The organism is Melioribacteraceae bacterium (assembly GCA_035362835.1).
In the GTDB taxonomy this organism is placed as follows: Bacteria; Bacteroidota; Ignavibacteria; order Ignavibacteriales; family Melioribacteraceae; genus DSXH01.
This window is the reverse complement of record DAOSDY010000005.1, coordinates 69,680-92,887: the sequence shown is the minus strand read 5'-3', so window position 1 is coordinate 92,887 and position 23,208 is coordinate 69,680. Positions and strand designations below refer to the sequence as shown.

19 protein-coding genes are annotated in these 23,208 nt (G+C 39.5%); all 19 read left to right on the top strand.

The window, feature by feature from the left end; translation table 11 throughout:
* A complete protein-coding gene (locus PLZ15_14575) occupies nt 1–321 on the top strand; it encodes a cell division protein FtsL (GenBank protein ID HOI30968.1) in 321 nt (106 codons plus the stop codon).
* Nucleotides 314–2,335 (top strand): penicillin-binding protein, encoded by a 2,022-nt coding sequence (locus PLZ15_14570; GenBank protein HOI30967.1) that lies wholly within the window; start codon nt 314–316, stop codon nt 2,333–2,335. The genes PLZ15_14575 and PLZ15_14570 overlap by 8 nt, the downstream gene beginning before the upstream one ends.
* Nucleotides 2,335–3,813 (top strand): UDP-N-acetylmuramoyl-L-alanyl-D-glutamate--2,6-diaminopimelate ligase, encoded by a 1,479-nt coding sequence (locus PLZ15_14565; protein ID HOI30966.1) that lies wholly within the window; start codon nt 2,335–2,337, stop codon nt 3,811–3,813. Before PLZ15_14570 ends, PLZ15_14565 begins: the two co-directional genes overlap by 1 nt.
* Entirely contained in the window at nt 3,801–5,183 is a 1,383-nt protein-coding gene (gene murF / locus PLZ15_14560) for a UDP-N-acetylmuramoyl-tripeptide--D-alanyl-D-alanine ligase (GenBank protein ID HOI30965.1), read from the top strand. The genes PLZ15_14565 and murF overlap by 13 nt, the downstream gene beginning before the upstream one ends.
* A complete protein-coding gene (gene mraY / locus PLZ15_14555) occupies nt 5,183–6,292 on the top strand; it encodes a phospho-N-acetylmuramoyl-pentapeptide-transferase (GenBank protein ID HOI30964.1) in 1,110 nt (369 codons plus the stop codon). The genes murF and mraY overlap by 1 nt, the downstream gene beginning before the upstream one ends.
* Nucleotides 6,292–7,638: a UDP-N-acetylmuramoyl-L-alanine--D-glutamate ligase gene (murD, locus tag PLZ15_14550; GenBank protein ID HOI30963.1), complete on the top strand. Its 1,347-nt coding sequence runs from the start codon at nt 6,292–6,294 to the stop codon at nt 7,636–7,638. Before mraY ends, murD begins: the two co-directional genes overlap by 1 nt.
* 1 nt (nt 7,639) lies before the next feature.
* Complete coding sequence (locus PLZ15_14545; GenBank protein ID HOI30962.1) at nt 7,640–8,752, top strand: putative peptidoglycan glycosyltransferase FtsW; 1,113 nt, start codon at nt 7,640–7,642, stop codon at nt 8,750–8,752.
* Nucleotides 8,749–9,849, top strand: a complete 1,101-nt coding sequence (gene murG / locus PLZ15_14540) for an undecaprenyldiphospho-muramoylpentapeptide beta-N-acetylglucosaminyltransferase (protein ID HOI30961.1) — start codon at nt 8,749–8,751, stop codon at nt 9,847–9,849. Before PLZ15_14545 ends, murG begins: the two co-directional genes overlap by 4 nt.
* Before the next feature lie 12 nt (nt 9,850–9,861).
* Entirely contained in the window at nt 9,862–11,241 is a 1,380-nt protein-coding gene (gene murC / locus PLZ15_14535) for a UDP-N-acetylmuramate--L-alanine ligase (protein ID HOI30960.1), read from the top strand.
* On the top strand, nt 11,242–12,012 hold the full coding sequence (locus tag PLZ15_14530; protein ID HOI30959.1) for an FtsQ-type POTRA domain-containing protein: 771 nt from the start codon (nt 11,242–11,244) through the stop codon (nt 12,010–12,012).
* The gene (gene ftsA, locus PLZ15_14525; GenBank protein ID HOI30958.1) at nt 12,009–13,247 is read left to right on the top strand and encodes a cell division protein FtsA; all 1,239 of its coding nucleotides are present in this window, start codon (nt 12,009–12,011) and stop codon (nt 13,245–13,247) included. Before PLZ15_14530 ends, ftsA begins: the two co-directional genes overlap by 4 nt.
* 23 nt (nt 13,248–13,270) lie before the next feature.
* The gene (ftsZ, locus tag PLZ15_14520; GenBank protein ID HOI30957.1) at nt 13,271–14,548 is read left to right on the top strand and encodes a cell division protein FtsZ; all 1,278 of its coding nucleotides are present in this window, start codon (nt 13,271–13,273) and stop codon (nt 14,546–14,548) included.
* Between the two features lie 312 nt (nt 14,549–14,860).
* Entirely contained in the window at nt 14,861–15,601 is a 741-nt protein-coding gene (locus PLZ15_14515) for a hypothetical protein (GenBank protein ID HOI30956.1), read from the top strand.
* A 5-nt stretch (nt 15,602–15,606) separates the two neighbouring features.
* The gene (rfbB, locus tag PLZ15_14510) at nt 15,607–16,620 is read left to right on the top strand and encodes a dTDP-glucose 4,6-dehydratase (protein ID HOI30955.1); all 1,014 of its coding nucleotides are present in this window, start codon (nt 15,607–15,609) and stop codon (nt 16,618–16,620) included.
* Nucleotides 16,621–16,795: 175 nt separating this feature from the next.
* On the top strand, nt 16,796–18,247 hold the full coding sequence (locus PLZ15_14505; GenBank protein ID HOI30954.1) for an SLBB domain-containing protein: 1,452 nt from the start codon (nt 16,796–16,798) through the stop codon (nt 18,245–18,247).
* A gap of 65 nt (nt 18,248–18,312) precedes the next feature.
* On the top strand, nt 18,313–19,548 hold the full coding sequence (locus PLZ15_14500) for a Wzz/FepE/Etk N-terminal domain-containing protein (protein ID HOI30953.1): 1,236 nt from the start codon (nt 18,313–18,315) through the stop codon (nt 19,546–19,548).
* Nucleotides 19,549–19,581: 33 nt separating this feature from the next.
* Nucleotides 19,582–21,003, top strand: a complete 1,422-nt coding sequence (locus PLZ15_14495) for a flippase (protein ID HOI30952.1) — start codon at nt 19,582–19,584, stop codon at nt 21,001–21,003.
* A 4-nt stretch (nt 21,004–21,007) separates the two neighbouring features.
* Nucleotides 21,008–22,246, top strand: a complete 1,239-nt coding sequence (locus tag PLZ15_14490) for an O-antigen polymerase (GenBank protein HOI30951.1) — start codon at nt 21,008–21,010, stop codon at nt 22,244–22,246.
* A gap of 8 nt (nt 22,247–22,254) precedes the next feature.
* Entirely contained in the window at nt 22,255–23,208 is a 954-nt protein-coding gene (locus PLZ15_14485) for a glycosyltransferase family 2 protein (protein ID HOI30950.1), read from the top strand.

Below are 23,208 nucleotides of genomic sequence, written 5' to 3'. Positions count from 1 at the left end.
ATGAAAGGATCTTCATTGAAAATTTTTATTGTGGTAATTATCGCCGCTGCGGTTGCTCTCTTTGTTTATGTGGCTTCACTTACTGAAATAAAAAATATGAACAGGGAACGGCTGAATAAAAATGAGTCTCTTGCCGAAAAGAAAAATAGAATTCAATCGTTGTTTGTCGAGATCCAAAAACTTTCGGCTGAAGACCGAATTGTAAAATTTGCCATTGATTCCCTAGGTATGCAGCGGCCTTTTGAAAATCTTGAATCAATAGTTGTATCAAAAGAACAGATTAATCAGGTAGAGAAAATTACAAACGGAAAATATGATTAATAAAAGAGCCCTGATCATTACTTTTATTCTCCTCTTCGGCTTCATTGCGCTTAGCGTAAGGCTTTATGTTATTCAGATCTCCGGAAATGAATACTATTCACTTATTGCCGGGAGACAGCAGAACAAACCTCAAACCGTTAAAGCCGGTCGCGGTACTATTTCCGACAGAAACGGTGAAGTACTCTCTTATACAAGTGATAATATCTCCTTCTTAGTCGATACCCGTATGATCGATTCTCAAAAAGCGGATTCTGTTGCATCTCTTTTCTCCGGATTGTTCGGAAAAAACAAAAATCACTATCTCGCGCTGATCGAAAACGGTTTTAAAAATGTCTGCCTCGAAAAAAAAGTCCCGATGGAAAAAGCACTTCAGCTTAAGAAAGTTGTAATAGAAGGTCTGTTTTATGAAGAGGATTTTTCACGAGTATATCCTTACGGAAGCCTTGCTTCGCATCTTCTCGGATATGTTGATAAGAAAATGACCGGTGTGGACGGTGTTGAAAAAGTTTATAATGAAAAGCTAATCGGTACCGACGGATACTATGTTTTTGAAAAAGATGTGCTTGGACGGATTGTTTCCGTTAATGAAAACGAATCCCGCTCTCCTTCGGCCGGGAATAATATCACACTTACTATAAACAAAACTTATCAGCAGATTCTTGAAGAGGAATTATCTAAAGGATTGGAGAAATATGAAGGCGAATCCGCTGTCGGTATTATTATGAATCCTGATTCCGGCGAAATCCTTGCTATGTCGAATTCACCGGACTTTGATCCCGCTAACTACGAAATATTCCCGGATCAGGTTAGAAGAAACCGGCTCCTTACAGATACTTATGAACCCGGATCTACAATGAAATCAATCTCGATGTCTATTCTGTTTGAACAGAAACTGGCAAAGACAGACGAGATAATTGACACAGAAAAAGGTACGTATTATTTCAAGGGAGTAAAAATATCCGACACACATCCGCATACGAGTTTAACTGTCCGGGAAATCCTTGAACAATCGAGTAACGTAGGAATGGCAAAACTTTCACATCGCATTCCGGATGATTTGTTTTATAAATTTTTAAGGGATTTCGGATTCGGCAATCCTACTTCAATTGATCTTCCGGGAGAAGCTTCGGGACTTCTTAAAAAACCGAATAGTTTCTCGGCCGTTACGAAACCCTTTCTTTCATACGGTTATGAAATTTCGGTTACGCCTCTTCAGATGATAGCGGCTTTCAGTTCTTTAATTAATGGCGGTACTCTTTATCAGCCGTTTGTCATGAAATCGGTTTCGGATCAGAATGGTAAAATTCTGGAAGAAACACATCCGGTTAAAATCAGAAATGTCATTAGGAAAGAAACTTCGGATTTAATTAGGGAGTTAATGGTTGGTGTTGTTGAACATGGAACTGGAACACCGGCTCAACTGGATGATGTTATCGTCGGAGGTAAAACGGGTACAGCTCAATTGCTGATTGATAATTCCTACTCAAGGAAAAAACATAATTCGTCGTTTATCGGATTCTTTCCGGCGGATAATCCCAAAATTGTGTGCCTTATTCTCGTTAATGCCCCGCAGGTAGGTAAGTACGGCGGACTCGTTGCAGCTCCTATATTTAAGGAAGTTGCAAGAAAAATAGTTGATGCGGATCTGACTCTTGTACCGGAAAAGAAATTGATTAAGCGGAATAAAAATATTGCCGATAAATTTATTGCTGATCTTAAGACATCGCCGGTTTCCACATCAAAAAGTTATCTCAACATTTCTGCAAACAATAAGAACCGGACAACCGCCAGGAGAATTTTTAATGAATCAAGAACTACAATGCCTGATCTTAAAAATCGTTCACTAAGGGATGCCATCGCTCAATTGAATGAACTCGGGCTCGAATACAAAATTTCGGGTGCCGGAAAAGTTGTTGGACAGAGCATCGAACCGGGTGCTCCGTTTTCACCCGGCGATACGTGCTTAATTAAATGCGAACCTGTAAGTAAATTGAATAATAACAGAATTAATTGATGAAATTATCTGAACTGTTAAATAAGGTTAAGGTTATCCAGGTCTCGGGTAGAGCAGAATTCAAGGAAATTGACTCCCTCTCTATTGATTCAAGAACTGTCGGCAATAAAACTCTTTTCTTTGCAATTGATGGATTTAAAACAGACGGACATAAATTCATACCAGATGTAATCAGCCGCGGTGCTGCAGCAGTTGTACTAAGCAAACCCGAGCTGGTACCCGATCATCTCTTCGCTCACTCCGGATCTGTTAAAATAGTTGTTGATGATACAAGAATCTCGCTGGCCAGGTTTGCAAGTCAATTTTATAAGGAACCCTCCCGTAAATTAAAACTGATCGGGATTACAGGTACTAAGGGAAAAACAACCACAGCTTTCTATATCAAGAGTGTATTTGACTATGCCGGATTCAATTCCGGTCTCATCGGAACAATTGCGAATTACATTGGCAGCAATGAAGTAAAGACACTACTTACAACACCACAGTCGCATGAAATTAATTTCCTTCTTAACGAAATGGTCAAAAGCGGTTCTACTCATTGTGCAATGGAAGTCTCCTCGCATGCGCTGCATCTGCACCGTGCAGATTGTCTTAAATTCCATGCGGGAGTCTTTACCAACATTACTTCCGATCATATGGATTACCATAAAACGGAGGAACATTACCTTCATTCAAAAAAAATTCTCTTCGATATGATCGGTCCCGATGGTTATGTGATATATAATCTGGATGATCCTAAATCGAAACTCCTTATAAAAGATTCCAAAGCTGAAAAATTCTCTTACGGAACCTCCGATAAAGCCGATTTCAAAATCGGCAGTATTGAATTTGATCTCGACGGAACTACATTCAATATAACTTATGAGGGGAAGGAATATAATCTATCAACAAAACTGGCGGGACATTTTAATGCATACAATGCCGCTTCGGCATTTGCGGTAGCTCTACTCGACGGAATCGATCCTCTCACAGCCGTTGAAGGAATCAAAGCGGCTAAACAGGTGCCGGGCAGATTTGAAATTGTATCAAGAAAAAATAAAAAAGTGATAATCGATTATTCCCATACATCGGATAGTCTTAAACAGGCGCTTCTTGCTGTTCATCATATCGTTAGGAAAGAACGGCCGGTCTACACCGTATTCGGCTGCGGCGGAGACAGAGATAGAACTAAAAGGCCGCTTATGGGTGAAATTGCCTCTTCTATGAGCGACCGTGTCTATGTCACTTCGGATAATCCCAGAACTGAAGATCCGTATCTCATTATTAACGAGATACAGATGGGAATTAAAAATAATAATTACAGAATAATAGAAAACAGGGAAGAAGCTATTCGTGCAGCAATATTTGAGAGCGAGGATAATGCTGTTGTTCTGATTGCCGGAAAAGGACATGAGAATTATCAGGAAATAAACGGAGTAAGGAAACATTTCTCCGATAAAGAAATTTCAGAAAAATATCTGGACGAATGGGCAAAATAAAAATTACAATCGAAGACATTTTTAATCTGCCGACGGCGGTTATTTATAATCCGGATAATTACAGTCCGGCAAGATCAATTCAAATTGATTCCCGCAAAAAACTGCGGGGCTCCATCTTTGTTGCCATAAAAGGTGAAAAATACGACGGGCACAATTTCATACCGGAAGCAGTTGAAAAAGGGGCCGGATCGGTATTAATAAACAAAAAGAATTATAACAAATTCCGTTCGTTGAATATTCCTGTAATTACAGTTGAAGATACTGTTAAAGCACTTGGCGACCTAGCTGCTTTATGGAGAGACAAACTGAATGCTAAAGTGATTTCAATTACAGGAAGCACAGGAAAAACTACAACTAAAGAAATTGCAGCTGTTCTTCTTAACGAAAAATATAAGGTTGTTAAAACCGAAGCGAATAATAACAACCATATCGGTGTTCCTATTACAATCTTATCTGCAGATGAAAATTGTGAAATGCTTATTCTGGAACAGGGAACGAATCATATTGGCGAGATTCCTTATTCCGCAAAAATTTCACGGCCCGATCTCTCTCTTATAACTAATATTGGTGATTCACACATCGAGTTTCTGAAAAACAAAAAAATGATCTACAGGGAAAAATCTGCTCTGTTCGACGAAACTGCCAAAAGAGGCGGAATCATTCTTGCCAACACAGATGATCCGATAATCGCCTCGAATATTAAAAAGTATCCGAATGTGATAACGTACGGTTTCAATAAAAATCCGGACCTTAAAGGAAAGTTGTTGGGTTATACAGACGACGGCCGCACTATAATAAAGATTAACCAAGCTTCCGGACCAATCACATTGCCCATTTACGGTCAATCGAATGCCGCGAATTTTCTGGCTGCGGCTGCAATAGCAAAACAGGTCGGACTTTCTGGTAAATTGATTAAGCAGGGTGCGGAAAAATTAACTCCGGTTCACGGCCGCCTCGATGTTAAAAAGTTTCATAAAGCTGTACTGATCGACGATACTTATAACTCCAGTCCGGCTTCTGTTGCAGCAGCCTACGATCTGGTTAAACGGATCAGAACTTTTAAATTAAAAATCGTTGTACTCGGGGATATCTTCGAGTTAGGCAAGCAATCGGAAAAAATTCATAGAGAACTTGCAAAAATTTTTACATACGACAAACAACTGTTTGTCCTTACCGTAGGTAAGGCAATGGGAAGTCTGACGGATCAACTAAGGAAGAGAAACATTAAATCAATTCACTTCCATTTACGCGAGGCACTTTCTCTCTATCTGAAGTATGAGGAGATCGAAAACTCGGTAATTCTGGTTAAAGGCTCGCGTGGAATGAAGATGGAAGAATTTGTAAACATTCTGGAGAAAAGGTTTGAATAATGTTCTACTATCTATTTGATTACATCAACGAAAAATTTAATCCGCCCGGATTCGATCTGTTCCGGTTTCTTACTTTCCGGTCAGCACTCGCGGCAATTACCGCTTTGATTTTGTCTTTCTATATCGGACCCAGAATCATTGCAAAATTAAAAGCAAGACAGGTAGACCAGCCGATTCGCGAAGAAGGACCAGCTACTCATAAGAAAAAAGCAGGGACTCCGACGATGGGCGGATTGATTATACTATTCTCTGTTGTACTTCCGGTTCTCCTCTGGAGCGATATCAAAAGCATTTTTATTCTGCTGGTCCTCTTCGCTACTGTTGTTCTCGGAATTGTCGGATTTCTGGATGACTATCTTAAAGTTGTGAAAAAACTTCCGCAGGGATTGATTGCCCGCTATAAATTGATCGGGCAGATTTTTGTTGGACTTATTGTTGGATTGGCAGTCTACTATTTGCCCGAGTTCTCGAACTATAATACTCAAACGACATTGCCCTTTTTCAAAAATCTTAACTGGGATTTTTCATACCTCTATATACCATGGGTCATTTTCATTATAACCGCAACTTCCAACGCCGTAAATCTTACTGACGGCCTGGATGGTCTTGCAATTGGAACGATGATAATTGTGATGCTCGCGCTCGCGATAATTTCTTATATGACGGGCAATGTTATTTACGCCGATTACCTGAATATTTTTTACATATCCGGAAGCGGTGAACTTACCGTTTTTATTGCAGCTCTGATCGGTGCGGGACTCGGATTTCTCTGGTTCAATTTTTATCCTGCTCAGATTTTTATGGGCGATACCGGATCGCTAGCGCTGGGCGGTGCTTTCGGTGTAATAATGATTGTGATTAAGAAAGATCTTCTTATCCCGATTCTCGGTGGCATCTATTTCGCTGAAACCCTGTCTGTTATTATCCAACGCCTCTATTTCAAATTTACCAAACGGAAATACGGAGAAGGCAGAAGAGTCTTTAAGATGGCGCCGATTCATCACCATTTTGAAAAACTCGATTGGGCTGAACCCAAAATCGTAGTAAGGTTCTATATCATTACTATCATTTTAACAATAATCAGTCTCGCTTCATTTAAGATAAGGTAATGGAAATAAAAGGGAAGAAAATATCGATTATCGGCGCTGTTAGAAGCGGGATTGGCGCTGCACGACTCTCAAAAAAACTCGGCGCTGTTCCGTTTGTAAGTGATTCGGGTAGCGAGGAAAAACTGAAAACATCAATTGCTCTTTTTGAATCGGAAGGAATCGATTTTGAACTTGGCGGACATTCGGAAAGAGTTTATGAATGTGATCTTATCATTACAAGTCCGGGTGTTCCAACAGACTCGGTAGTACTAAAAAACGCGGCTGCAAGAAAAATAAAAATTATTAGCGAGGTTGAATTTGCCTCGTGGTTCTGTAAAGGCGGAATAATCGCAATTACCGGTACTAACGGAAAAACAACTACAACGGCTCTTATGAACCATACGCTGAACGAATGCGGAATCAAATCTTATTCGGCCGGAAATATCGGCAATGCCTTTTCCGATATTGTTCTGGATGTTAAAGAGGATCAATTTGTTGCTCTCGAAACTTCAAGCTTCCAGCTCGACTTTACTGAAAAATTCAAACCCTTTTTCTCGATCATACTGAATATTACTCCTGATCACATGGACCGTTATGAGAATAAACTTGAAAAATACATCGCTTCCAAAATAAAAATTACTGCTTATCAGGATGAATCGAATTTCTTTTTGTTTAATGCCGATGATATTAACACATCCCGTACAATGCAGAATAGGCGGGTTCAGAAATTAAGCTTCTCACTTACTAAGGAAGTTCCGGCAGGCGCTTTTGTTCGAAACGGTAAGATGTTTTTTGCCTGGTTCGGCGCTTTAGAAGAAGTTTGTCCGGTTACGGATCTTTTTATAAAAGGTGAACACAATGTGGCTAATGCTCTGGCGGTTCTGGCGGTGGCTAAAACATTAAATCTGCCAAACTTGAAAATCCGCGGGGCGTTTCAGTCATTTCATGGTGTTGAGCACAGAATTGAATTTGTCCGCGAACTTAATGGTGTTGAATACTACAATGATTCCAAAGCTACTAATGTCGATTCCGTTGTGGTCGCGCTTAAGAGTTTTGAAAAACCGATCTACCTGATACTCGGCGGTAAAGATAAAGGGAACGACTATTCACAGATTGAATCACTCATCAGCAGGCATGTTAAAAAAATCTATGCCATTGGTGTTTCGGCTGAAAAAGTTAAAAGTTTTTTTGAATCAATTGTTGAAACGGAAATAAAAAACTCTCTCGAGGAATGTGTTGAATCGGCAATGCTGCAGGCTTTACCCGGTTCAGTGGTTCTGTTATCGCCGGCATGCGCCAGTTTCGATATGTTCACGGATTACGAACACAGAGGAAGGGTTTTCAAAAAGGCGGTTAATAATCTATAATATGAAAGGTCTATTAAAAATATTCATTCTGCTTGTGGTTGCATTTATGCTTCTCGGCGCAATTATGGTTTTTACCGCGAGCGGTACATACAGCATCTCGAAATTCAATAACATTTATTTCCTTTTCAAATCTCATCTCTGGAAAGTTATTGCTGCCGGATTTTTATTCTGGGTTTTCGCCCAGATACCGTATGACAACTACCGCAAATACAGCAAATATCTTTTAATCGGTGTAATTGCTCTGCTGGTATTTACATTTCTTTTTGCTCCTAAAGTGAAAGGGGCTGCAAGATGGATCGACCTCGGTTTTATTCAGTTCCAGCCTTCGGAAGCGGCAAAACTGATTCTGATTATGCATCTGGCGGTTATGATTGAAAAGTTCGATCAGAAAATTTCCGAATTCAAGGGTGGATTTGTTTTTCCTCTTATCTGGATAATTGTTGTAAGCGGACTGATTCTTATTCAGCCTAATGTAAGCACGAGTCTCATAATTGCCGCAACGGGATTCACTTTGCTATATATCGGCGGCGCAAGATTTAAGCATATCGGATTTACTTTCCTTTCCGTTTTCGGCATTGCTTCAATCGGAATTATGATATTCAAACACTCGCGCGAAAGAGTTTTAACTTATATAAACAGTTTGTCCTCCGGCGGTGATATTAATATTCAGGTTACACAGGCTAAAATTGCGCTCGGCAGCGGGGGCTGGTTCGGACTCGGATTAGGACACAGCAGGCAAAGCGATCTTTTCCTTCCCGAATCTTACGGAGATTTTATTTTTTCTATCCTCGGAGAGGAAATGGGCTTTGTTGGAACTGTTGCAGTTCTCTTCTTCTATCTCGTTCTTTTTATTATTTGTCTGATAATAGCTAAAAAATCTCAGGATCAATTTGGACAGCTGCTTGTCTTCGGACTCGGTTTCAACATTATTCTAAGTGCTTTTATTAATGCGGGAGTGGTAACCGGAATACTTCCTACGACAGGTATTACACTTCCTTTCATAAGCTTCGGCGGAACGTCTATTATCCTTTTTGCAGTATCAACAGGAATTATTGTAAATGTTGCCCGTCAGTCGATGGCAACAGAAGAATTAAGGATTGCACAGGTAGGATGAGCGGAACAACTATATATCGTTTTCTATTTGCGGGCGGCGGAACCGGGGGACATCTTTATCCTGCTCTTGCAGTTGCACAGCAGATTAAATTGATGAAACCAGAAGCCGAAATTTTATTTGTTGGAACCGCGGATAAAATTGAATCCCGCGTGGTTCCCGAATACGGATTTAATTTTAAGTCGATCTGGATAAGCGGATTCTCTCGAAAGCTTACATTCGCAAATATTCTTTTCCCGCTTAAATTGTTCGTCTCAATGGTTCAATCGCTTTTGATCGCAATGAAATTTAAACCGAGAGTGGCAATTGGATCCGGCGCATATGTCTCCGGCCCTGCTGTATGGGGCGCTTCTGTTCTGGGATCGAAAATAGTTCTGCTCGAACAAAATAGCTATCCGGGTGTCACTAACAGACTTCTCGAAAAGAAGGCTGATGAGATTCATATAACGTTTGAAGAATCAAAAAAATATTTCCGCGACCAGCAGAAATTAAAACTAACCGGTAATCCGGTCCGGTTGAATCTGAACTTGATACCAAAATCCGATGCTCTGAAAAAATTTGCACTGACGACGGATAAAAAAACGGTTCTTATTATCGGTGGAAGCGGAGGCGCCCGCGATATTAACGAAGCTGTTGCTCTCTCTGTTACTAAACTGATTAGTAAAAATATTCAACTGATCTGGCAGACAGGTCCCTTCTACTATGAGCAGTATAAAAAGTTTGAGGGAGTTAATGTAAGGGTAATGAGGTTTATTGATGATATGTCGGCAGCATATTCGGCCTGCGACCTGCTTATCGCAAGAGCCGGAGCCACAACAATTACCGAAGTATCGTTTCTCGGTATTCCTGTAATCTTTGTTCCTTCTTCTCATGTTGCGGCGGATCATCAGACAAAGAATGCCAGGGCCATCAGCGATGCCTCTGCTGCAATTATGATTGAAGATAAAAATTTGAAATCGGATCTCTTTCCTGTAATTGTAGAATTGATTTCGGATGAAATGAAATTGAATTCACTTAGAGAAAATATTAAGGCCTTTGCAAAACCGGACGCCGTTAAAATAATTGCCGGTAGCATAATTAAAATGGCCGAAAGTTTATAAGGATTTTTTATCATGATGATGCAAACTGTAAAGAATGTTCACTTCATCGGTATCGGCGGAATCGGTATGAGCGGTATCGCCGAGATCCTCTTGAGTCAGGGATTCACTATTACAGGATCCGACCTCAATAAGACTGAAGTGACCGACCGCCTCGAAAGCCTCGGCATTAAAATCTACGAGGGCCATTCTTCCGAAAACCTGAAAGAGGCTGATGTTGTTGTCTATTCTTCTGCTGTTAATCTTGATAATCCGGAAGTTAAAGCTGCTATCGAAAGAAAAATACCGGTGATCAAACGCTCGGAAATGTTAGCTGAGTGTATGAGGATGAAATACGGTATCGGCATTGCCGGTACTCACGGAAAAACAACTACTACTTCGATGGTCGGACTTGTTCTTACCGAAGCGGCTATCGATCCTACGATAATTGTAGGCGGTAAACTGAGCAGTCTTGGCGGCACAAATGCCCGTCTTGGAAAAGGAGAGTACATCGTTGTTGAAGCTGATGAATTCGACAGGACATTCCTGAAACTTACTCCTGTAATCGCAGCTCTAACAACTCTCGAAAAAGAACACCTGGATACATATAAAGATCTTGAAGATATTAAATCGGCATTCATTGAATTTGCAAATAAAGTTCCGTTTTTCGGTTTTGTTGTTCTATGTCTGGATGAACCTGCGCTTCAGGATATTATTCCTCTTATCAATAAGAAAATATTTACTTATGGTCTTACACCTCAGGCTGATGTTCGCGCTGTAGATATTATCCATAAGGAAAATTCTTCGGAATATACACTTGTATATAAAGGCAGAGAACTCGGCAGAATTAAATTGAATATACCCGGGCTTCATAATGTCCGTAATTCTCTTGTAGCTGTAACGATTGCTTATGAGATGGGGGTCGGCTTCAATATAATTCAGAAAGCACTCGGTTCTTTCGCCGGAGTTTACAGACGTTTCGAAAAGAAGTATGACAATGAAATAATGGTAATTGATGATTATGGCCACCACCCGACAGAAATTAACGTTACTCTCGACGGAATTAGAAGGGGCTGGAACCGGAGACTGGTTGCTGTATTTCAGCCGCATCTTTATTCAAGGACTAGGGATTTTTATTCAGAATTCGGCCGGTCGTTTCTTAATTCGGATGTTTTTATTTGTACCGATGTTTACCCGGCGAGAGAAAAACCGATCGATGGAATTAGTGGTCAGCTTATTGCCGATACTGCAAAAAAATTCGGTCATAAAAATGTTTACTACGAGCCCGATAAAACTAAAATACCTGAATTGCTCAAGAAAATTTACAGGAAGGATGATATCGTAATAACACTTGGCGCCGGAGATATTTGGAAATTCGGCGAAAAATTTATCGACCTTATTAAAACAAAAAAGTAGATGACTAAAAAACAAAAAATATTCAATCTCTCTCTTCTGTTCATCATGCTCGGACTGATAATCTATCTCTCTTTCTCCTTAAACAGAAATGAGAAGGAGAGAATTGATGTTATTTCACTCGAAGGGAATGTTCATCTTTCAAAGGAACAATATTTTGAATTCGCAAATATCCTAGACCGGAATCAGTACTTCGGACTAACTACAGAATTAATTAAGGACAGACTTCGCAAGCATCCTTACGTTGATAATATCGATGTCCGTTACGACGGTAGCGGAAAGGTTTCGGTTAAAGTAATAGAAAAAAGTTTTGAGTCGATTCTTCTCTACGCGGATAATCAATTTCTGGTTACAGATAATCTCCAGATTCTCCCGATGCTTCCGAAAACCCGTAGAATCGATTATCCGGTGATTATTAATCCGGTTATAAATGATCTTGTATCGATGAAGTTCTATAAGAATAATGAAGATATTCTTACAGCATCAAAAATAATTAGTGCCGTCAAATTGATTAACCCGGAACTGTACGACGGGCTTTCCTCCGTTGATATGCAGACGGGCGGAGATATTATGCTCGAATTCTCTTTCATCAATTATCCTGTGATAATTGGAAGAGGAAGCGAAATAAGAAGAACAATTTATTTTAATAATCTATGGACTTATCTGAAAGGGAAAGAGATAAATAACATAATGAAATATGTCGATTTGAGATATGGAGGTCATGTCTATCTGGGCATACGTGAAACCTCAAACGAGGGGGATAAAACATCATGAAGAAAAATATAATTGCAGGACTCGATCTTGGTACAACAAAAGTATGCGCGGTAATTGCTGAAAAGGCGGAGAACACGGTTAATATTCTCGGTTTTGGCATCGCCCCTTCGGATGGATTGAACAGAGGTCTCGTCGCAAATATTTCGAAGACTGCGGAAGCTATTACGGAAGCTATGAATGTTGCTTCCAACAGGGCTGGTCTTTCAGTTAAAGAACTTAATGTCGGTGTCGCCGGCGAGCATATAACTTCGCTCCGGCACAGAAATTATGTTACAATCAATAATCCGGAACATGAAATCGCGGCATCTGATCTTGAACGTCTCAAATCCGATGTTCAGACGATCAGAATTCCGTCCGACAGGCAGATCCTTCACATAATTCCTGAAGAATATTTCGTCGATTACCAGGGCGGAATTGAAGATCCGATCGGTATGTGCGGATCGAGATTGGAAGCTGTTAATCACGTTGTTCTCGCTTCTGTACCGGCAATTCAGAATATAAAAAAATCGGTTGAGCGTGCAGGTTTCGTTGTTAAGGATTACATACTTCAGCCAGTTGCCTCAAGTCTATCGGTTCTTGAAGAAAACGAAAAAGATCTGGGAATACTTCTCATCGATATAGGCGGCGGCACTACGGATATTGCAATCTACCATAAGAGGGCGATTAAACATACTAAAGTTATCGGGGTTGCAGGTAATCAGGTTACTAATGATATCCGCGAAACCCTTGGAATCGTTACGGCAGATGCTGAGAAACTGAAGAAAGAATACGGGTATGCGACCGAAACGGCTATTATTAAAGATGAAGATATATATATCAAAGGTGTTGGTGCGAGGGGAAATATAAAAATTCCTGTTACGCTTCTTACCCAGATTATCAGTGTAAGAATGCGTGAGCTCTTCTCTCTTATAGATAACGAACTTCGCCACACGGGATTCAAAAACAAGGTAAAGGCGGGAGTAGTTCTAACAGGCGGCGGTTCTCTACTTAAAGGATGTACAGAACTTGCTGAAGATGTTTTCGGATTACCTGCCAGGATCGGCGTGCCGCTTGAGCTCGGTTCCGGACTCTCAAACGAAGTTGAAAGCCCCGAATTCGCAACCGTAGCTGGATTGATAAAAGGAATTCCGGGTAAGTCTTCTTCTGAAAGTTTTACAATTGTAAAAGCTCCAACCAAGAAGATCAACTTTGGAAAAGCATTTAAGAAAGTACAAGATTTTTTTGAGAAACTATAAAAATACCACAACAAGGAGGCTATATGCTTAAATTCGTCACTCTGGATATGGAAGAACCTAAAAAACTATCCGCACAAATTAAAGTAGTTGGTGTTGGCGGCGGCGGCTGCAATGCTATCGATAGCATGATCAAACGCGGCTTGAGCGGAGTTGAATATGTTGCCGTTAATACCGACGCACAGGTTCTTGACAGCAGTCTTGCTATGCACAAAGTTCAGGTGGGTACAAATGTAACGCGCGGACTCGGAGCCGGCGCAGATCCAAACGTAGGTAAAAAGGCAATCGAAGAAGACCGGGAAAAACTAACACACATTCTGGAAGGAAGCGATATGGTTTTTGTTACTGCCGGAATGGGCGGCGGTACGGGAACCGGAGGCGCTCCTATAGTTGCTTCTATTGCTAAAAGCCTCGGCGCTCTGGTTATTGGAATTGTTACTAAACCGTTTGCCTGGGAAGGCAAGCAGAGAATGAAAAATGCCGATGAGGGCATTAAAGAACTTCGCCAGTATGTGGATAGTTTGATCATCATTCCTAACGGTAGAATCTTGAGCATTCTCGATAGCTCCACGGCCGCACGTGCTGCTTTCGATAAACCCAATGAAGTTCTCTACGAAGCTACAAGAGGTATCGCAGATATTATTACCATAACAGGAATTATAAATGTCGACTTTGCCGATGTTCGCACCGTTATGAAAGAGAGCGGGCAGGCATTGATGGGCTGCGGTATTGCAAGCGGGGAAAACCGTGCGATCGAAGCGGCGCAGAAAGCTATTTCCTCACCGCTCCTCGAAGGTATTTCAATCAAAGGCGCAAAAAATATTCTTCTCAATGTTTCCGGCTCATCTAATATGACGATGCAGGAAATTGAAGAGGGTAATAAAGTGATCTACGAAGCTGCAGGTGAAGAAGCCAATATCATTTTCGGACTTGTAAATAAAGATGAATTGACTGAGTACATATCCTATACTGTGATTGCAACCGGATTCGGATCCGAAATGAGTACCAAGACAATCAGCAACATTAAGAAAGAGAAAGAAGAAAAGGTTAAAGAGAAAAAGACGGTTGCTGTTGGCGGTTTTGCCAAAGGGAAAATTGAAGTGGATCAGAATGCAGATCTTACTATCCCTACTATTCTCCGTTATAAACCGAAAGGAAACGATCCGGAACTCTTCCCGGACGATTCTATGATACAAAGCGGTTTTAAAACAGAACCGAATATTTATATGGAAGAAAACGACTTCGGTAAATCCAGATTTGATGAAGAGGACAGCTCTTCGTTCTTAAGAAAAATTATGGATTAAAATGATCCTTTAATATAAAGGTGAAGATATGACAGGGTTCATTTTACTCGGTACAATGTTCCTTGTAATTGTTCTTATGTCATACAAGGCATTTAAGATCTTTCATTATTTCAGATCTGATGTTGAATAGTCTTACTCAAAAGGCTGTTGTTGATTTTCCCTTGTTGTGGTGACGAGCGGATTAAAGAAAATCAACGCAGCCTTTTTGTTTATTACCTCATTTCCTGATAATCACGATTTACCTTCAATTTCTGTTTTATTTTCATTCTGTAATTACTAATTTTATCCCACTTAAAAATAAAGTCTATCCTTATGAAAAAACTATTTGCAATAATTTCCCTGTTTCTTTCATTAAATCCGTTATTTGCACAGGAGGGAGAGGATGTTGGCTGGGTTGCCCGATTCGGACTTGCCGGCGGATTTAATCCTTCATTTGTATTTCCTGATATTGATCCCTTAAACGTCGAAGTTAAAAAGATGGGTTTAAGCGAGCTTTCCGGCTCCAATCTCTTTCTTTGGGGCGGCGGCGGTTATGCTTATATAATGCTGATCGATAACCTGCGTATCGGCGGAATCGGCTTAGGCGGTTCTACCAGCAGCAAAGGTATAGTTAACGGATATAACAGGGAGGTCGATTATAACTTCGGTCTCGGTGGTGTTACCGTCGAATATACTCTCCCGTTTATAAAATCCATTGCCTTATCTGTTGGCGCAATTATCGGTGCCGGTTCGCAGAGTATAGAAGTCTATCAGAACAAGAATGACTATTCATGGTCCGGAATCTTCGGTAAGGTAACCAGCAGCGGAATTACATTTCATGATGATGTCAGTTACGAAATAACTAATACGTTTTTTACAATTGTACCAACTTTGAATCTGGACGTTCCAATAAACCGGTTTGTAGCTCTCCGGTTCGGCGGCGGATACATTTTCAACTTCAACAGCGATTGGGAAGTTAATAACGGCAGGAATATCTCGGGTGTTTTTCCTGAACTGACCGCAAACAAATTTTTTATTCAAACCGGAATCTATTTCGGATTCTTTGCATTTTAAATAATATGAAAACAATTTTAGTTACAGGTGGCGCTGGATTTATCGGGAGTAATTTTATCAATTACTTTCTCGATAAAAATCAGGAATACAGAATTGTTAACCTCGATAAACTTACCTATGCAGGCAATCTGGAAAACCTCCGTTCCAGCGAGAAGAAAGAAAATTACAGCTTTGTAAAAGGGGATATAACAAACAACGAGCTTGTTGAATTTCTTTTCAGGAAGTTCGAATTTAATTACGTGGTTAATTTTGCCGCGGAATCGCATGTAGACCGGAGTATTCTCGGCTCGGAAGTTTTCTACCGCTCAAACGTGATAGGCACTAATGTTCTGCTTGAAGCTGCCCGCCGTCATAAAATTGAAAAGTTTGTTCAGATCTCAACCGATGAAGTCTACGGAAGCCTCGGCCCGACAGGATTGTTCACAGAGGAGACTCCGCTTTCGCCTAATAGTCCCTATTCATCCAGTAAGGCTGCTGCCGATATGATGGCGCTCTCATTTTTCCATACATACGGATTACCGGTTGTGATTACGCGATGTTCTAATAATTACGGCCCCTTTCAGTTTCCGGAAAAACTGATTCCTCTGATGATTATTAATTCATTGAGCGGTAAAAATCTTCCGGTTTACGGCGACGGACTTAATGTCAGGGATTGGGTCTATGTTATTGATCATAACCGGGCAGTTGAAACGGTTATGATAAACGGCCGCCCGGGGCAGGTCTATAACATCGGTGCTAGCCGCGAAATGAAAAATATTGATATTGTTAAATTAATTTTAGCTAAATTAGACAAGCCGGAAAGTCTGATTCAGTATGTTAAGGACAGGCCTGGCCACGATAGAAGGTACGCGATCGATTCTTCAAAAATTCAGAGTGAACTCGGCTGGAAACCCGAATTCGATTTTGAAAAAGCTATGGATCGTACGGTCGAATGGTATCTTGGAAATAAAGTTTGGTGGAACAGAATTATTTCCGGCGACTATCAGAATTATTACAAAACTCTTTACGGAGACCGCTAGAGACAAATCTTTACTATCCTTCAGATTTTAGAGTTATATTAGTGCCCGAATATTTTAATTTTTTGTCATTCAGAACAAACGGTAAAAAGATGGTCTGCTGTCTTTATTATTATATCCGTTTCTTCTTAACAGGTATTATATTTTAAAAAGCATTATGAAATAACCGGATAAAAACATGAAAATGACAATTAGAATTCTTCTGTTAATATTTTTATTCAGTTTTAATTCTCTTTTTTCACAGACCAACGACCAGATTCTGCAGAAAGGGAGCGATACAAAACTTCTTCAGCCGATTACAGTTACAATCGGCGGTAATTTTGTTGTTACCGGTTCGTTCACTGCTTTCGCTTCTCAGAGACTCGATCATTTCATCACACAATTGTTTAATGAGTCGATGGAAAGATCTCTCGGAAATATTTCCCAGTTCGAAGTACTTAAAAAAATGAACGATGAGTTCGCTAAATATCCTCTGAGAGATATTATCCTAAAGAGAATGAACGGCCAGAAAATAATGATTGACCTCTTTAAGTATAGACTGTCAGGGGATTTTTCTCAAAATCCTTATTTAATGAATGATGATGTAATAATCTTCCCGGGCTACGATGAAAAAACAAACTTTGTTGATATCACAGGAGCAGTTAATAAACCGTTGAAGTTCCAGTTTGTAGAGGGTGACAAACTATCCGACGCAATCCTTTTTGCCGGCGGGATCAACCAGGCATATAACGGCGTTACATCAGCAGAAATATCAAGACTCCATGAAAAAGGGAATAGAGAGGAATTAATAACAGTAAATATTCAGGATGACTTCCCTTTAAATCGCGGCGACCGTATAAGAATTCTTTTTGACGAGAACAGCAGAAAAGATTATAAAGTACTTGTGATCGGCGAAGTGAACAGTCCCGGTTATATCCACATTACCAGAGACAACACAACTATTAAAGAGGTAATTCAAAAAGCAAAGGGATTTACTTCCGGTGCATGGCTCGAAAGATCCGAACTCCTTCGGGGAACAAATGAATCTCAAATCCTTAAAATGAATTCATTAAGAGAATCATATGAAAAGGATAAAAATTTCAATATGCTCTTTACCGAAAAGTTAGTGAATGAAGTTAACCTTGAACAATTAAAACTGTTTCGTATGGCCGATACATTCCCAGAAGATTCGATGGTTGTTATTATTGATAATGCCCTTCGAGTTCTTCAGAGTAAAAGTATAATTGATTTTACTAAGATTAATTCCGACACAGCTTCGGATGGCAGTTACAGGGTTGGCGATGGCGATATAATAGTTGTACCCAGAAAAGAAGAGCTGGTATATGTATTCGGGCAGGTAAATAATCCCGGATTTATCAGATATGAAAACGGAAAAAAATACAACCATTATTTGATGAAAGCAGGCGGAATGGGTGAACGAGCAGAGGATGAGGTTAAGATAATTAAAGGTGATTCATATGCCTGGATTACTGCTGATGAACATTCTATTGTAGATGCAGGCGATTTTATTTATGTCCCTAAAAATGTTCCTGTTTCCTTTGATTATTATTTAAGGGCGATCGGATCGATTTCAAGCGTCGTTACTGCTATTGCAACCGTTATTCTTATTCTGTTGCAATCGAATAAATAAATTTAATTACCAGGTTACTTTTTAACGGTCAAAAAGTAAATACATAACAAAAAGCCGGATGAGAAATGAGTAATAATCAAATTGAAAATCAAAAAAGTCAGATGAAAGTCGGAAGCTCTTTATTTGATCTCTTCGAGTTAATAATCACCTACAGAAGATTCCTTTTTATATTCATCTTCCTGGTAACAACCGGCGCTACAATCTATGCGTTGCTTGCTCCAAAATGGTATAAATCTACTGCCTCGGTTTTTCCGGCCGAAAGAAATGACTTGCTTTCGAGTCTATCCGGTCTCTCAAGTCTCGCAAAAGGATTTGCCGGAAGTGGAGGTCTTGCAGCTTTAACCGGATCCAATACCGAATCCGATAAATATATTGCTATCCTGAAAAGCGGTACAATGACTAATGATGTCATAAAAAACTTCGACCTGATAAAAGAATACGAACGAGAAGGAGACTATTACGATAAAGTTGTGGGCGACTGGGAAGATAACCTTGAGCTCGAAGTTCAGGATGAAGGTAATCTCACTATATCCGTTTACAGTAAAAATCCGCAGAAAGCCGCCGACATGGCAAATTACCTGGTCGGAAAACTAAATGAAATTAATACGAGTCTAAGTGTTACTAATGCAAAGGCCAACCGGGAATTTGTTGAAAAAAGATATCTTCAGAATATCGGTGATATCAATAATCTTGAGAATGCTATGAGGTCTTTCCAGGAAAAATATGGTGTTATCGCCATTCCCGAACAACTTGAAGCGACAGTTAAATCAATGTCCGAAATCTATGTTGAACTCTATAAAAAAGAAGTTGAATTTAATGTGGTTAAGCAGACTTATGGAAAAGATCATCCGCTAACCACTAATTCTGAAATTGAAATGGTTGAGCTGAAGAAAAAAATTGATATGTTGAATAAAGGGACGGATGATTCACAGAAAGATGTTAAACTGATCATTCCTTTTAAACAGGCACCTGAACTGGGAAATGAATACCTCAAAATTTACCGGAACCTCGAAATCCAATATAAAATTCTTGAGTTTGTTCAACCACTTTACGAACAGGCAAAAGTTGAAGAAGCAAGAAACACTCCCAGTGTACTGGTTCTCGATTATGCCGGACCAGCCGAACGCAAATCAAAACCTAAAGTTCTGCTATATCTCCTTCTCTCATTCGTTATCTCTTTCTCCATTTCAATGACGGCGGTGATGATCTGGCAGGCAATAAAAAATCTGAGACTTATCGATCAGGAGAGGTTTGATACTCTCGTTAAATCTGTGAAGAAAGATTTTTTCATCAAGAGTTAAATCAAAAGAGATAATCTGAAATTGGCCAGGAAAATGAATCCGGAAAGTAATTCGCTATGGAAAAAATCAATGTTTGTTTCTATGTCCCAGTTGATCAGATTATTTACAAATGTTTTAATATTTGTCGGTATTGCCCGTCTCTACGGACCTGAGGAATACGGCCAGTTCACAATCGCTTACACACTTGCAACCATTTTTATTGTTGTTGCCGATTTCGGATTTGATGTGCTTCTTACTACCGAAGTGGCTAAGAACAGGGATGACGTTGTTAATATCGGCCGGAAATTCTTCTCGATGAAAATACTCTTCACACTTCTGAGTACAACATTTATGCTTTTGATTCCGGCTTTCAAAGCATTCAGTCCCGGAAGCAGAAATATTATCTATGTCCTTGTCCTCTATATGATCTTTACAACGTTTACCAACTTCTTTAATGCAATTTTCAGAGGTTACGAACGATTTGAGTTTGAAACTAAAATTTCATTCATAACCAACCTCATTTTGCTGTCACTGCTTATTCTGCTCGGCACACTGAAAGTAGATCTTTACTTTTTAATGATCAGTTTTGTAATGGCAAGATTCGTCGGACTTATTATTTCAATTATTAAATCAAGAAAACTTGTGGGCGGAGATTTAATAAAACTTGATTTTTCGGGTTGGAGAATAACATTGGCAAGTGTTCTTGTTTACGGGATTCATTTCCTCTTCGGCAACCTCTATTTTCAGATCGACACAATTCTTCTCGGCTTTATTCGAGGTGATCAGGATGCAGGTATTTATCAGGCTGCATTTAAGATCATGTTAATGCTCCTGCTGATTCCCGAGATTGCAATCAGTACTATTCTGCCGATGTTATCAAAGGTTTTCGTAAATAATAGAGAATCATGGAGTAATATAGGCCGGCTGCTTTTTAAAATTCTTTTCTTTATTGCCCTTCCGGTAGCAATTTTACTCTATTTTAATTCCGATATAATTATCACTATCGTTTTCGGGGGTAAAGCATTTAACGAGGCGATCCCCGTACTGCAGATCTTTTCATTTGTAATTCTACTAAGATTTTCTGTTGAACCTTTTGCCCTGATGCTTACAACAGCTAACCGGCAGAGGATAAGAATGTATGTGGTAATTACCGCAACGATTCTCAACCTTATTATTAATTCATTAGTAATTCCGTATTATGGAATTATTGGGGCTGCGTGGGTTTCAGTTGGTATTAATGTTCTAGTCGGATTAGGATATATCATTCCGAACCGGAAATTTTTATTTGAGTGGCTCAATGGTATTAAGATTTTATTTTTTCTGGGCCTCATAATCTTTTCATTTCTATTGGTTGATTCAACCATAGCTGCAACCGTGGTTACGCTCTTGTTGTACGGAGGACTTTCATATTTTATTGGATTCACCGGAGCCGAAAGGTCATCGATAATTAATAATTTTCTCTTCAGGAGATTCTGATATTTTGAGCTGGGTATCTGTAATATCGTTCATCGGATGTCTGCTTATAATTTTATATTTATTGCGAAATAAAGTGGACGTATTCTCACCGGGAAAGATTTTTGCATTAGTCTGGCTACTTGCAATCGGGTTGACGGATCTTAAGTTAAGCCGCCTACAACATGAATGGCCGCCAATCGTCTGGCTTCAGGTTCTGATCGGACCTTTCACTTTTCTATTGGGCGCAGGACTTGTTTATATAATTAAATTGAATAAAGAAATCTGCACAATCGAAACGATCAGGAATTATCGTAATCAATTCAATCTGAACACTTCGAGAATTTATTCAACAATTATTCTGCTCTTTGTACTTTTCATTTTCGGTTATGGCGTAATTTATCTATATACCGGTGAGATCCCAATTTTCAGCCCTAAACCGGGTGTTGCAAGGGCAAACTTTACTATGTTCGGAATCGGGCTGTTTCTTCACAATGTTGTTCTCATTGTACTTTTTACAGTCATTTATTCAATTCTCGTTCAAGAAAAAACAAAAAAGAAATTATTGCTTGGCGCTTTGTCCGTTATTTCGGTCGGCCTTTATTCACTTACGCTTCAAAGATATCAGATATTTATGACGATTCTCCTTGTCATAATTCTTCTATACTACACTACATATAAAATAAAACTGAGCACAACATTAATTACCGGTGTAGTAATTGTAGTTTTCTTTTTTCTTGTTTCATCCTTCCGTGCAGGGGAGATAATAATTCTTGTTCTTTACAAGATTTCGAAAATGAAATTTTCTCCTGAGTATGCGGTTTTCACTGAACCGTATATGTATGTAACAATGAATCTGGAGAATTTTGCCAGATCGATAGAGAAAATTGAGGAGTACTCTTTCGGCTATTATACTTTTGATTTCGTAACCGCGATTACCGGTTTAAAACACTGGATAAGTGAATATTTTTTCATGACGGAAAATCCCTTCCTTATTAGCAGTTACAACACCTATTCGGCATTCTGGACTTATTACAGGGACTTTGGTGTGTTGGGGATTTCTGTAATACCTTTTTTCGGGGGTGTGGGAATCAGCTCGCTTTATTATTCGCTGCGTGAAAAGCCGACTCTATTCAAAATCTCTATTTACGGGATGCTGATTTATGGAATAGTATTCTCTTTTTTCAACAGCATTTTCGGATTTTTATGGTACGTTTATAATGTTGTGGTACTGATAGTCGTCTTTAAGTTTATTTCCAATAAATAAAAGAAGATTTGAATCTTTCAGAAAAAATAGTTTCCGGAATCTCAGACCGTCCTTCAATCGACGTAATAATTGTCAACTGGAATTCCGGCGGACTGCTCAAAAATTGTATTCAATCTATTCCCGCAGCACTGGACGGTTCTTTCGTTCTGAATCGAGTAATAATCGTAGATAATGACTCGTCCGATAATTCTCTCAATTTTGAATTTGATCGGAATCTGCCATTATCATTCATAAAGAATCGGCAGAATTCAGGTTTTGCAAGAGCATGTAATCAGGGGGCGTCCGGTTCGGAAGCGGATTTTCTGCTTTTCCTGAATCCCGATACGGTTCTGTATAATGATTCATTATCAAATCCGTCCGGATTTCTGGCCTGCAACCCTGAGGTTGGAATTGCGGGTATTCAACTGGTTAATGAGGAGGGCGAAGTAGCCAGAAACTGTGCGAGGTTTCCAACACCTTTTAGAATGATCTATCAATCTTTCGGGCTGGATAAGATTTTTCCGCGAATTTTTCCAGGACATTTTATGAATGAGTGGGATCATCTTTCGGACAGGCAAGTAGATCAGGTAATGGGTTCTTTTTTTATGATAAGAAGAGATTTATTTGCAGTGCTGAAAGGTTATGATGAAAGTTTTTTTGTTTATTTTGAAGATCTAGATTTGGCTCTAAGGGCAAAAAAGCTCGGATACAGTAGCTACTACCTTTCCGGTACCAGAATATTCCACAGGGGAGGGGGAACTACTGAAAGTATTAAAGCAATGCGGCTTGCACTTATAATTCACAGTAAACTGATTTATTGCAAAAAACATTTTAATAAGATCTCATATTTTTTAATTTTTTGCGTAACGATGATTATTGAACCGGTGACCCGATTAGTCGATTCTGTTTTGAAAGGACAACCCCGGGAAATGAAAGAAGTATTAAAAGGTTATAAATTATTGTTCAGGAGATTATCAGCTTAA